This window comes from Geobacillus sp. FSL K6-0789, assembly GCF_038593135.1.
Classification (GTDB): domain Bacteria; phylum Bacillota; class Bacilli; order Bacillales; family Anoxybacillaceae; genus Geobacillus; species Geobacillus stearothermophilus.
In genome coordinates, this window is sequence record NZ_CP151966.1 from 1,949,760 (window position 1) to 1,961,626 (window position 11,867).

The window sequence follows — 11,867 nt, forward strand, 5'->3', positions numbered from 1 at the left end:
GGGAATGAGCACGAAACAGACCGCCAATGGGCACAACAATGCCCTGTACGACTGTTTCCACGTCTCACCCCCCGAAGATTCGGAAACTGCGGCAAGCAAGGCAGGTCTACTGGCTCATGCTTCATCCTACTCTGAAGCCTTCCCGTACGGAAAACAGCGCAAGCCATCTGTCCGTACAGTGGCGATTTCATTTCGTCCGCATTGACAGTTGCGGGGACAGCTCCGGATTCCCACCGGATTCCCTATTAAGCCTTTTCGGCGCCTTGCTGCGAGTTGATGAATTTGTCGGATATGGACATTTTTATATTAAAGCAAGGCCTGGCATTTGACAACTGTGAATTTTACAGTGGGCTGGCGGCAGGCGGTCATCGATCACTTTTGCGGTCAGGCAGCTCGGCTCCAGTGTCCGTGTTTTGTACGGAACTCCGCATGCGCCGTTGCATCGAGCTCCGCGATGTCAAATGCCGCCATGTTGCCTATTCATCGATTCCCACAAACCTCATCTTTTGAGTTTCTTCCGGCTGCGGAGAAACGTTCCTTTTCCATATGTCGCTAAAAAAATTAGGAAAGACGCCCCACCTCTGGCACGGCGTCTTTCCCCGATACAACCTTCATCTCGTCACTGTTGAATATATTTGTCAAACACAAAGCCGAAATCCTTCACCGTATAGTTCTTTTTCGCTTCCGTCAGCCAGCGAAAAGCGTATTCATTCACGGCTTGAAAATCCGCCGATACATTGGCGCCGTCACCGCGCATGTTGGCCAACACCTTGGCCGCCAGTTCCAAACTCCGCTCCGCATAGTGGAACTTCGTTTCGTTTTCATGGCAAATCTCCGCGATCGCCAACAGCGATTTATACAAATCTTTCAGTTCCTCAATATGCTTTTTATGCACATCAATGGAGTAGGAATGCGGTCCAATTTTAAATTTAATTTCCGCATCCAAATCGACCGTCCCGGCCGTTTCGAGCGATACGTCGGAAATCGGATGCTTGTAGTAATCGTAGCGGCGCAGCGTCCGTTTTTTGCTCGCGGCGCTCGTGCCGTCCAAATGAATGAGCGCGCGGTTGGTGAAGCAATACTCATCCGATTTTGATTTGATAAGAAAATAGATTTTCTCCCCATCCTCGTGCATCACATAATCATCGGCATCGACTTTGTCATAGTCTTTCGGCTGAATGACCGAACCGATGTCGCTTAACCCAAGCACATCGGCGGCGACTTTTCCAAACATGCTCATGTTCCTCCGGCTCCTTCCACGTTTTATCGGCGCCCGCCTATTGGCGGATGAACGGCGTTTTGCCTTAACAAGGCGCCGTAATCTCATACCTCTCATCTATGTAATACGTCGAGATCGGAAAAACGTTTCATCGCCTCTAAAAATCAAAGACCCAACGCCTTTTATGACGGCGTCAGGCCTTACAAGCGACTACAGTTCCCCGCTTAGACGGGAGTCTTTGTTCGTGAGCCGCAAAAAGATCAGGTAAACGAGTCCAATCGCGATCCAAATCAATCCGAGCTTTTTGCTGAGCGGGTCAAGATTGACCCACACATAACCGATGATGATAAAGCCGATAAGCGGGAACAAGAAATGATTGATGTAATCGTTGCTCTTTTGTTTGTGCAAAAAATAATTTATCACTAACGAGAATAGAGAAGAGCCGGAACGAAAATGTAATCAAGCAAAATGCCCCACCCTGCCATAAAACCGACATATTCATTCCCCGCTGGGCGTAGGAATACACGGAACCAGCGATTGGAAACGCTTCGGCCATTCTAGCGTAGCTCAGGGCAGTGAAAATCATCCCCACCATTCCGATTAAGTATGCTAAGGCGACCATCCCTTTTGACCCTTGCGCTACATACCCGTAAATGCCAAAAGGGGCGATCGGCACCATAAACACCATCCCGTAAATCAACAAATCAACAAATGTGAGCGACCGTTTTAATTCCTGTTTATAACCGAGCGACTCAACCGATGTGTTCGTTTCAAGTTGCGCCATCGCCGTTCCCTCCTCAATCCTCAAACAGGCGGATGCCATACGCTTCAAGCACAAATCGCGGTACAAAGAAACGCGCCGTGACGAGCGGGTCAACGACTTGGCTGATTTGTGTCTGACCGGCAGCGCTGAGCACCATCGTCAAATGGTTCAGCGTCAACGGAGTATGCGGCAACAGCAAATCAACCATTTCCGCAACCGACTGTTTGACCGCTTCATCCAATGTTTTGGCCGAGACGATCGTCGCAATGCCATCATCGTTTTGCAACAGTGGATGGTTGAGCGAATATCCTTTCATCACCCGGACGGTAACCGTCACTTCCCCTGGAATTTCAATTCCAGACACACCGATTTCGCCGTCCCCCATCGCCGCATGCAAGTCACCCAATGCAAACAATGCACCTTTTACAAATACAGGAAAATAAACGGTTGCTCCTGTTGTAATGAGCTTTGTATCCATATTGCCTCCATGCGGCCCGGGCGTCCCGCACGACACATCCTCACCGCTCGGCGCTACCCCGATGACGCCAATCATTGGATTTAATGGAATAGAAAGATGCTCGTCAAATATAGCCCGGTTTTCTTCTACTGGAATCATTTTTGCTTCAAACTGCGGAATCCGGTCTCCAAGCACCCCGAGCCCTGGTCCGACAGTCATGACCCCCTGTCCTTTGAGGCGAATCTGTTCAATTTTTACCGCTAAAATGTCACCGGGTTCCGCCCCTTCAATATAGATCGGTCCGGTCGCCGGATTGATATGATTCCAATCGATCGAGTCAAACGACGTTTCACTTGAAGTAATTTGATTTTGGAAACAGTCGTACGTTTCGATGACAAACGTTTCCCCTGACTGGACTGTTCGAACCGGTTGGTGGTTTTTGCTAAATGCATAAATGGCAGTCGTGCATGGAACAAATGACATGTCCGCTTTCCTCCCTTTCGTTTTTGTCTCATTATAACAGGGAGCAAACAAACGGTTTTGCATTTTTTTAATTCATTGATGCCGCCCAACACAGACATATTGATGTCTTTATCAATCGCGGCGGCCCCTTTTGTCAAGACAAAGTAACCGATCGCGCCGGCCAGAGCGGCGGCGCCGTTGCCGTCTTTCGAAAAACCGATCGCCACGCCGATGGCGAAAATGAGCGCTAAATTGGAAAACACTGCATCGCCTGCGGCTGCGATAAACGGAATATTCAGTGAACTACCCCCACTTAATTTTCTAGCGAAAATTTGAAGTGGGGGCTTCCAAAGAAGTTTGACTGCTTCAAGCAATCCTTATTCTTTGAGGCGTGTCCACTTCGCCGCTAGAGCATAAGACACTCAGGTCTACAGCTTTACTTTTCTTTAAGATGTTTAATGCGCCATTGACATCAGCATTCATTAGTTTGCCAGACTTTGTTCGATACAAGCCGCGCTTAATACGTTTGCCGCTGAACTTATATTCTTTTGGATTGTCGGCATTATATTCAGGAATCTCATCGCCGTCAAAAAAGCTGGCTTGAGACGTATAGGATTCTTCCTGTTTCAAGAATTCAATGCCGTAAAATTCACAAAGATATTCTAGTTTTTCTTTTATGTTACCGAGAGGAATATTGACAAAGTTTTGATTTGTCTTTTTTCCTAGATTCATATTGCGTTGCCATGTTTCCGCATAGCCAATGACAAGTTTGCCAATTTGATTTTCAATACAGTAGTTAATGATGTAACGGCAAGTCTTGTTGATATAATCATTCACTTTATTATTGCGATTCATAGCAAGCAAAGCCTGTTTACGAGTGGTGCCTTTGATTTTTTGCTTATCTTTTATGCTTTGAAGTCTGGCATTTTCTTTGTTAAACCATTGATTTATACTTTTTAATCTCCGCCCATCAATGATGAATGATCTGCCGTCTGATGTGACACAAGTGGCAAAATTGTTTAATCCTAAATCAATTGCCAGTGCTTTTTGGTCATTTAATTCTCTTTGATCTTCAGGCATTTCATATTTGTACTGAATCTCAAAGAACCTGGCATGATGCTTAGGAATGATTTCAATCTGCTTAATCTTTTTGTCCAGTAACACAGGCGGAATCGTTATCGTGATAGGCTTGTGAGTCTTTTTAAATAGGCGAGAATACGGTATCGTGAATTTGTTGCCGTCTATACGAATCTGGCCAATGATCAGTGAATGAAAGCCATCTTTTTTAAGATATTTTGGAATACTGATAGCCTTGTGGTCATATTTTCCTTGTTTGGCAAGACTGATCAAACCAAAGAAAGATTTAAAGGCTTCATTGACCTTTTTTAAAATTTGCTGTGCCATGTTGCTGTTTAACAGCTTATAGTTTTCGTTAGTTTTGGCAAGATGATAATTTTTCTCATAATTAAGAAATTCCTTGTGTTCAAAATAGTATTGTCTGACATTGTACAATCCGACGTTGTACATGTTCTTGGCAATATGGCACAGTTCTCGAAGAGTCAAGTATTCTTCTTTGGTCAAACCATTTAGCTGTTGTTTGATACAAAAATACATTTTTTCACCTCCCATCTAACTATATTATACTATATTTTACTGAATCTATCCTATTTTCAGCAAAATATAGTTAAGGCGATTCATCTCCCACTTACTCCGCTTCGCTTCGTTGAAGTGGGAGTCTTCTCGCCTAATTAAGATAAATCAGACTGACCGAGCCGAAGCAACAATCCTGCCGCCGGCAAAACGGCAATCGGCAGCATTAACGCTTTTCCCAAACGCTGTAAAAAACCTAACATCATGATCCTCCCCTTTTCATCTCAATCATAAATTTGTACCGGTCGCCGCGGTACACCGATTTGACGACTTCAAGCGGCCGGCCGTCGACAAGGTGCGTGCGCCGCTCAAGCAGCAGCACCGGCGCTCCTTCTTTCATCTTCAGATGCTCCGCCTCCACCTGGCGGGCGACCGAGGCTTCCAATGTTTGAACTGCAGAGCCGATGACCAGACCTTTTTCTTTTTCGATAAATTCATAGACGGAACCGCTTACAACATCACGCGTCAGTCCGGGGACGAGATGGACAGGAATGTACAGCGTCTCCAACGCCATCGGCAAGCCATCGGCCAACCGAAGGCGGCGGACTTTGTAAAGATCATCGCCTTCCGCGACGCCAAGTCCTTCAGCGAGCTTCTCGGAAGCCGGAACCGTCTCAAAGCTGAGGACGATCGTGCCCGGCTCCATGCCACGCGCCCGCATATCTTCGGAAAAGCTCGTCAGCCCTTTCAGTGGCTGCTCGATTTTTTGGGCGGCGACAAACGTCCCCTTCCCGCGCCGGCGGATGAGATAGCCATCGTTCACTAAATTGTTGACCGCCTGCCGAACGGTCATTCGGCTGATGTCATACATTCCCGCCAACTCGCGCTCAGACGGGATTATCTCGCCCGGCTGCCATTCTCCTTTTTCAATCTTTTCTTTTATATATTGCTCGAGCTGATAGTAAATCGGAATCGGCGATTGTTTATTGATCATGGCGCATCCACCCGCCGCTTTTCCTTCGGAATGAGCGAGAGCGCCTCCCGGTCGGCAATGATCGTCACGTCCGGATGAAGGTGAAGCGCGGAAGCCGGCAAGTCCGGGGTGACAACGCCTTCTAAAAGCCGAGCCATGGCCTCTGCTTTTTCTCGTCCCGACGCCAACAGAACGAGGCGGCGGCTGCGCAAAATGGTCGCAATCCCCATCGTAATGGCACGGCGCGGCACGTCATCCAACGACCCAAAAAAGCGGGCGTTTGCCTTGCGCGTAGATTCGGCAAGCTCGACGACATGGGTCGGCGATGAAAACGGCGTCCCTGGTTCGTTAAAGCCGATATGGCCGTTGCGTCCGATGCCCAAAAGCTGCAAATCGATGCCGCCCACTTCATCGATGAGCCGTTCGTAGCGGCGGCATTCTTCGTCAAGATCAGCAGCCAAGCCGTTCGGCACATGCGTCTCGTGAAGCGGAATGTCAAGCTTTGAAAACAAATGCTCATTCATATAATGGCGATAGCTGTTCGGATGATCCGGACCAAGGCCGATGTATTCATCCAAATTGACCGTGCGCACAAGCCGATACGATGTCCCATGCTGCCGATGATCGGCGGCCAATTCGCGGTACACGCCGAGCATCGTCGAGCCGGTCGCCAAGCCGAGAACGGCGGTCGGCTTTTCCTTGACTTGTTTGATGATGATGTCCGCCGCCTGACGGCTCATCTCTGCGTAGTCAGCAACTTCCAAAAGCGTTATGGCCATCGCTCTTCCTCCCTCTAGAAATGTTGATTTATCAAGGCTTTTCGGCCCCTCAGGGGTGTCCAAAAAATATTTTTCGACAAAATCCCTTACATCCTTTTTCAGTTTTGTGGATATCTTACAGACCTAGGGTGCGCTTCGCGGCCACGGATGGGTATATTTTCCTTCCGTGGGGAGAAGCGTATTCGATGCACCCTTTGGATCTCCGCGTCGCTGATGAGGACGAACCCTCCCATGTCTCCGGGCGTCTTCGCGCCAACATTCCCTCGTTCGGTCTCGTCATCAGGCGGAGGCCGGCCAAGCTCCTTTAGGGACTCAAGGTCGAATGGATGAAATCACGCCAGCTTCTCCGGTGTCATCTCGTTGTCCAACGATTCTTCCGTTCGCAGGGGGAGGCCTTAGGCCGCCCGTTGCACCTGGGACAAGACGTCCTGTTTCATTCGCTCCGCGTCAAACGCTTGTTTCTTCGTACAAATCGCAAACAGCACATTCAACAGCTTCCGGCACAAGGCGACGATGGACTGCTTTCCGGTCAGCGGATTGACGGATCGGGTCGTATAATACTCATGCAGCTCGCGAAACGCCTCGTTATGCCGAATCAGCGGAATCATCGCCCGAAACAGCACCGAGCGCAACCGTTTCCGTCCCCGTTTGGAGATGTGCTTTTGCCCTTTGCGCTGGCCGGAGGAGTTCTCCTTGAGCGTCAGGCCCGCCAACTTCACCAATTGGCGCGGGTCCCGATAATGGGCGAAGCTGCCGATCTCCGCCAGCAGATCGATGATCGTGGCGTCTCCCAACCCGTCGACCGTTTTCAACCATTGGTACTCCATCGTCGTTTGAACCAATGCCTTCAACTCGGCGTCCAGTGCAGCGATCTCCGCCTCCAATTGGCGGTATCGGCGGACGAGCGCGGCGATCTCAAACCGGGCCATCGCTGTCCCTTCCGTCACCCCAATCGAGTCCTTCGCGGTGTTGATCAACGCCTGAATTTTGGCCTTCTGCGGGCATTTCATCCCTTTGCTTTGCCGGTACACCTCGATGAGCTCCTCGGCGGTCCGACCGGCCATATCAGCCGGAAGCGGCGTCCACTCCAACACCGAAAGCGCCGTTTTCCCCAAGTCACGAAACACGGTCCAAAACTCTGGAAAATACCGATCCGTCCAGCGGACGATCGCGTTTTTCACCGCCGTCTGTTCCTTGCGGAGCTTCTCTTTGAGCGTGCTTCCCACGCGCAAATCGGCTTCGATCTCGTGCAGCAGCCGGGGAACGAGGAATCGTCCGTCTTTTGCCAGTCTGGCAATGACCAGGGCGTCTTTGGCGTCGTGTTTCGTCGGCAGGTTGTCATCAAGTTCTTTCGACCGGCACACATGCGCCGGGTTGACCATGACCAACGGGATCCCGTGCTCCTCGAGGAAGTAGGCCAGGTTCAACCAGTAGTGCCCGGTCGGCTCCACCGCGACGATCACCTCTGACTTCCCAAACGCTTGCATCGCCTCCTGAATCGCTTTATACAGCTGCTGAAACCCCTCTTTCGACTGGAAGATCGGGAACGACTTGCGAAGCACGCGCCCCCGGTCATCCACGAAGCAGGCGTAGTGGGTTCGTTTCGCGATATCGATGCCCACGACAAGCGTTTGTTCCGTAACTTGATCAATTTTATAGTTTTGTGTACAATTCATCTGAAGTCCTCCTTGGCATGATGGTAGGTATTGTTTGACACCCCTGCATCATACCAAGAGGGCTTTTTTTGATCAAGTCCCCGGAAAAGCTCCTAACGGGAATGCTCCTTTCATCCGGTTTGCGATAGGCAAGGGCGCCGCGGCAAAACGTCATCATGACTTCATATCGTTCATTCAACACGACGACATCGGCGTCTTTGCCGGGCCGCAAGCTGCCTTTCCGATCAAGCAAGCCAAGCTGTTTCGCCGGATTCCAGCTCGCCATGCGGATCACCTCTTCCAACGTGCAACCCGTATAGTCGAGCACACGGCGGATGGCCTCGCCAAGCTTGAGCACGCTTCCCGCCAGCGTTCCGTCGGCAAGCCGCGCCTCCCCGCCGCAGACTTCCACCTCTTGGCCGCCGAGATCATACTCCCCATCGCCGAGACATTTCGCCCGCATGGCGTCGGTGATTAAGATAAGCCCCTCGCTTCCTTTATTCCGGTAAGCGAAGCGGACCATCGGCGGCGCAACGTGCAACCCGTCGGCGATCAGCTCGCACATCACTTCTTCAAACATAAGCACCGCACCGGCGACACCCGGTTCACGGTGATGGATGCCGCGCATCCCATTGAACAGGTGGGTCGCATGCGTCACCCCTGCATGGACCGCCGCTTTTACTTCGTCGTAAACGGCATCGGAATGGCCGATCGAAGCGATCACACCCGTCTGTTTCAAGTAGGAGGCAAGTTCCAGCCCCCCGTTCCGCTCTGGGGCAAGCGTGACAAGGCGGATATGGCCGCCCGCCTCCTTTTGCCAGTGTTGGAACAGTGAGATGTCCGGATCGGCGAGATGGCGCGGGTGCTGCGCCCCGGCGCGCTTCGGCGACAAAAACGGTCCTTCCAGATGAACACCGAGCACCTCCGACACCCCTGGGCGATTCTCCTCGGTCATATAACGGGCGACATTTCGAAGCGCCGCTTCGATTTGTTCGCTTGGCGCCGTCATCGTCGTCGCCAGGAAACTGGTCGTCCCTTCCGCCGGCAAGGCGTTGGCCATCTTGTCAAGCGCCTCCGGGGTCGCATCCATAACATCCGCTCCAGCCGCCCCGTGGATATGAACGTCAATGAAACCAGGCACGACAGCAAACCGTGGAGAAAGCTCGATCACTTCCGCCCCCGCTTCTGCCGGGCACGACGACATCGGGCCAATGGACGCCACTTTTTCCCCTTCGATCAGCACATACCCTTGTTGAATGTTGTCTGCTTCTGCATACACCGCAGCATTTTTCAATATCCATCGTTTCATCGCGATTTCCCACCTTCTGTTTTTATAATAATATTATATATTCTAGTTGTCTATACCACTATAAAAAAACTTCAACGTGAAAGAAGCAGGGAAGCTGTGGCTTCCCCGTTCTTCCAAACGGCGCTACGCTCCTTTCGGCCCGCGGGCCGGCAAATAAAACGAAAACGTCGTTCCTTCGTTCAGTTTACTGTGGACAGTGATGAGCCCTTTATGCGCTTCGACGATGTTTTTGGCGATGGCAAGGCCCAATCCCGTTCCGGAACGGCCGCGCGTGCGCGCTTTATCCGCTTTGTAAAACCGCTCGAACACAAACGGCAAGTCTTCTTCCGGGATGCCGGAGCCCGAATCTTGGACATGGATCGTCACGCCGTCACCGCTTCGTTCAGCGATCAAGCGGACCGCGCCGCCTGATTCTGTATGACGGATGGCGTTATCGATCAAGTTGGTCAGCACTTGCTCAATCCGATCGGGATCAAACGCGATGTCCATGTCGCCATCGCGGAATTCGGCCTCCAGCTCGATCCCTTTTTCTCTCGCCAGCCCGTGAAACTTGCGGATCACCCGCTCAATATACGGAGCGAGCTTCACCTGTTCATAGTGCAGCTCGATATGCCCGGCTTCCATGCGCGCTAAATCAAGCAAATCATTCACTAGGCGGCCCATGCGCAGCGACTCGTCATAAATGACTTTCGCCATCTCTTTTTTCTCGTCTTCGCTTGCCGCGATATCGTCGATGATCGCCTCGCTGTAGCCTTGAAGCATGGCAATCGGCGTGCGCAATTCGTGCGAAACGTTGGCGATAAAGTCTTTACGCAACTTGTCAAGCCGCCGCTCTTCGGTCATATCGCGCAAAACAGCCACCGCGCCGCGCACCATCGTTTTGCCGTACAGCGGCGTCATTAAAATGACCCACGTCCGCCCCTGCAGCGTCACTTCGGTCGATTGCTCCTTCTCCTCGCGAACGACGCGGGCGAACAGCTCTTTCACTTGCGGCGGCAACGGCGCCATCGCTTCCGCGTCGTTTCCTTGCTCAAAATACCACGCCTGCAAAAACCGCTCAGCCGGCGGGTTCGTAATCAAAATTTCCCCGTCGCGGTTAAACGTCAAGACGCCATCGGCCATGCTGCTTAAAATGCTGGCGAGCTGTTCTTTTTCCTGGTTTAAGGCGTTGATGTTAAACTGCAGACGCCGTCCCATTTGGTTGAACGCCATCGCCAGCCCACCGATCTCATCGTTCGTTAAAATCGGCACTTTCATATCGAAATGGCCCCGCGCCATTTCGAACGCGGCTTGCCGCATTTTCCGGAGCGGAGCGGTGATACGCGTCGACAAGAAAAAGGCAAAAAACGTCGTCATGACAATGGCGATAAACGCGGCAAGAAAAATGAGCTCTTTCGTATGCTCCGTTGCATCGGCGATCGCCTCAAGCGACTGGTAAATGAAAACAGCGCCGCGGCTGCCGCCCGGCATCGATAGCGGCACGCCGACGATAATCATGTCGTAAGGCAGCTCTTCATTGTGCTGCCACTCCGGCGCATACAGACGTTTTTTCACCGTCGTCCGATCGGTGAAGACGCGGCGCAAATCGGCATCTTGGCGGATGAACGACAGCGGCACGTCATGCAAGTCAGCGCCATCGGGTGAATACCAATAGTGCGACTCATCGGCGACGATGACGGCTTTCGTTCGATTGTCCACAAGCGTCCAAGCGATCGAGCGGGCAAGCTGCTCATCGCGGTAATCGTGCATCACCTCGGCCACTTTTGCCGCCAGGCGGGTCAAGTCGTTTTCCGCTTCCTGCACATAATAATCTTCCAAAAATTTAATAAGCAAAATGCTTAAAATAAACAGCACGCACGAAACGAGCAACAAAATCGTAAACCATAGCTTGCCGACGACGCTGCGAAACAGCCACATCAGTCGTTCACTGCCTCAAACTTGTAGCCGACGCCCCAGACGGTGACGATCATTTTTCCCGCCTGCGGCGACGCTTTATTCAACTTTTCGCGCAACCGTTTAATGTGGGTGTCGACCGTGCGCAAGTCGCCGAAAAATTCGTAATGCCATACTTCCTTCAACAGCTGTTCGCGGTCGAACACTTTGTCGGGCGAGCGGGCCAAAAAGAGAAGCAGCTCATATTCTTTCGGCGTTAAGCTGACTTTCTTGCCGTCGACCGTCACCCGGTGGGCGTCGTTGTCAATCGTCAAATGCGGAAACACAAGCACGTCTTTCGCCGTCGTCTCCACCGGCGCGTAAGCGGCATTCGCCGCGCGGCGCAACAGCGCTTTTACGCGCAGCACGACTTCGCGCGGGCTGAACGGCTTGACAATATAGTCGTCCGTGCCGACTTCAAATCCTTGAACGCGGTTCGACTCCTCGCCTTTGGCCGTCAGCATAATGATCGGCGTCGTTTTTTGCTCGCGAATTTCTTTGCAGACGTCAATGCCGTCTTTGCCCGGCAGCATCAAATCCAGCAATATAACATCGTAGTCGTTGGTCAACGCCTTCTCCAACGCTTCATTGCCGTCGCCGGCCTCGTCGATCACATAGTTTTCCCGCTCCAAATACATTCTCAACAGCCGGCGGATGCGCTCCTCATCATCCACCACCAAAATACGAACCGGCTTTTCTTGCTTTTCCATGCCAAAGCACCCTCCTTC

The 11,867-nt window shown here is 51.6% G+C and carries 9 protein-coding genes, 3 pseudogenes and 1 riboswitch; all 12 genes and pseudogenes read right to left on the minus strand.

Annotated elements, in window-relative coordinates; all coding sequences use genetic code 11:
- Positions 1 to 81: 81 nt before the first annotated feature.
- Positions 82 to 281: riboswitch (cobalamin riboswitch) on the minus strand.
- A gap of 338 nt (positions 282 to 619) precedes the next feature.
- The 12 genes and pseudogenes from NSQ51_RS10275 to NSQ51_RS10330 all read right to left on the minus strand — a co-directional run bounded on the left by NSQ51_RS10275 (position 620) and on the right by NSQ51_RS10330 (position 11,849).
- Complete coding sequence (locus NSQ51_RS10275) at positions 620 to 1,234, minus strand: PH domain-containing protein (RefSeq protein WP_121649942.1); 615 nt, start codon at positions 1,232 to 1,234, stop codon at positions 620 to 622.
- Positions 1,235 to 1,535: 301 nt separating this feature from the next.
- Complete coding sequence (locus tag NSQ51_RS10280; RefSeq protein WP_053093041.1) at positions 1,536 to 2,003, minus strand: APC family permease; 468 nt, start codon at positions 2,001 to 2,003, stop codon at positions 1,536 to 1,538.
- Positions 2,004 to 2,016: 13 nt separating this feature from the next.
- Positions 2,017 to 2,922, minus strand: a complete 906-nt coding sequence (locus NSQ51_RS10285; protein WP_049624487.1) for an acetamidase/formamidase family protein — start codon at positions 2,920 to 2,922, stop codon at positions 2,017 to 2,019.
- A gap of 77 nt (positions 2,923 to 2,999) precedes the next feature.
- Positions 3,000 to 3,200, minus strand: a pseudogene (locus tag NSQ51_RS10290) (PTS transporter subunit EIIC); the annotation flags it as partial.
- A 67-nt stretch (positions 3,201 to 3,267) separates the two neighbouring features.
- Positions 3,268 to 4,515, minus strand: coding sequence for an RNA-guided endonuclease TnpB family protein (locus NSQ51_RS10295; RefSeq protein ID WP_050367512.1), 1,248 nt, complete (start codon positions 4,513 to 4,515; stop codon positions 3,268 to 3,270).
- A 140-nt stretch (positions 4,516 to 4,655) separates the two neighbouring features.
- Positions 4,656 to 4,754: pseudogene (locus NSQ51_RS10300) on the minus strand (PTS N-acetylglucosamine EIICBA subunit); the annotation flags it as partial.
- The gene (locus NSQ51_RS10305) at positions 4,754 to 5,485 is read right to left on the minus strand and encodes a GntR family transcriptional regulator (protein WP_049625518.1); all 732 of its coding nucleotides are present in this window, start codon (positions 5,483 to 5,485) and stop codon (positions 4,754 to 4,756) included. The pseudogene NSQ51_RS10300 and the gene NSQ51_RS10305, both read right to left, overlap by 1 nt.
- Positions 5,482 to 6,243 (minus strand): glucosamine-6-phosphate deaminase, encoded by a 762-nt coding sequence (nagB, locus tag NSQ51_RS10310; protein WP_049625745.1) that lies wholly within the window; start codon positions 6,241 to 6,243, stop codon positions 5,482 to 5,484. Before nagB ends, NSQ51_RS10305 begins: the two co-directional genes overlap by 4 nt.
- Positions 6,244 to 6,638: 395 nt before the next feature.
- On the minus strand, positions 6,639 to 7,919 hold the full coding sequence (locus NSQ51_RS10315) for an IS110 family transposase (protein ID WP_033013870.1): 1,281 nt from the start codon (positions 7,917 to 7,919) through the stop codon (positions 6,639 to 6,641).
- 106 nt (positions 7,920 to 8,025) lie between these two features.
- A pseudogene (gene nagA / locus NSQ51_RS10320) lies at positions 8,026 to 9,207 on the minus strand (N-acetylglucosamine-6-phosphate deacetylase); the annotation flags it as partial.
- Positions 9,208 to 9,330: 123 nt separating this feature from the next.
- Positions 9,331 to 11,124, minus strand: coding sequence for an ATP-binding protein (locus NSQ51_RS10325; protein ID WP_033013955.1), 1,794 nt, complete (start codon positions 11,122 to 11,124; stop codon positions 9,331 to 9,333).
- On the minus strand, positions 11,124 to 11,849 hold the full coding sequence (locus NSQ51_RS10330) for a response regulator transcription factor (protein WP_033013954.1): 726 nt from the start codon (positions 11,847 to 11,849) through the stop codon (positions 11,124 to 11,126). Before NSQ51_RS10330 ends, NSQ51_RS10325 begins: the two co-directional genes overlap by 1 nt.
- Positions 11,850 to 11,867 lie beyond the last annotated feature (18 nt).

Coding starts and splice junctions, on each gene's coding strand:
- NSQ51_RS10325 (WP_033013955.1), bottom strand. CDS start 11,124: ATGTGGCTGTTTCGCAGCGTCGTCGGCAAGCTATGGTTTACGATTTTG.
- NSQ51_RS10315 (WP_033013870.1), bottom strand. CDS start 7,919: ATGAATTGTACACAAAACTATAAAATTGATCAAGTTACGGAACAAACG.
- NSQ51_RS10275 (WP_121649942.1), bottom strand. CDS start 1,234: ATGTTTGGAAAAGTCGCCGCCGATGTGCTTGGGTTAAGCGACATCGGT.
- NSQ51_RS10285 (WP_049624487.1), bottom strand. CDS start 2,922: ATGTCATTTGTTCCATGCACGACTGCCATTTATGCATTTAGCAAAAAC.
- NSQ51_RS10305 (WP_049625518.1), bottom strand. CDS start 5,485: ATGATCAATAAACAATCGCCGATTCCGATTTACTATCAGCTCGAGCAA.
- NSQ51_RS10295 (WP_050367512.1), bottom strand. CDS start 4,515: ATGTATTTTTGTATCAAACAACAGCTAAATGGTTTGACCAAAGAAGAA.
- NSQ51_RS10280 (WP_053093041.1), bottom strand. CDS start 2,003: ATGGCGCAACTTGAAACGAACACATCGGTTGAGTCGCTCGGTTATAAA.
- NSQ51_RS10330 (WP_033013954.1), bottom strand. CDS start 11,849: ATGGAAAAGCAAGAAAAGCCGGTTCGTATTTTGGTGGTGGATGATGAG.
- nagB (WP_049625745.1), bottom strand. CDS start 6,243: ATGGCCATAACGCTTTTGGAAGTTGCTGACTACGCAGAGATGAGCCGT.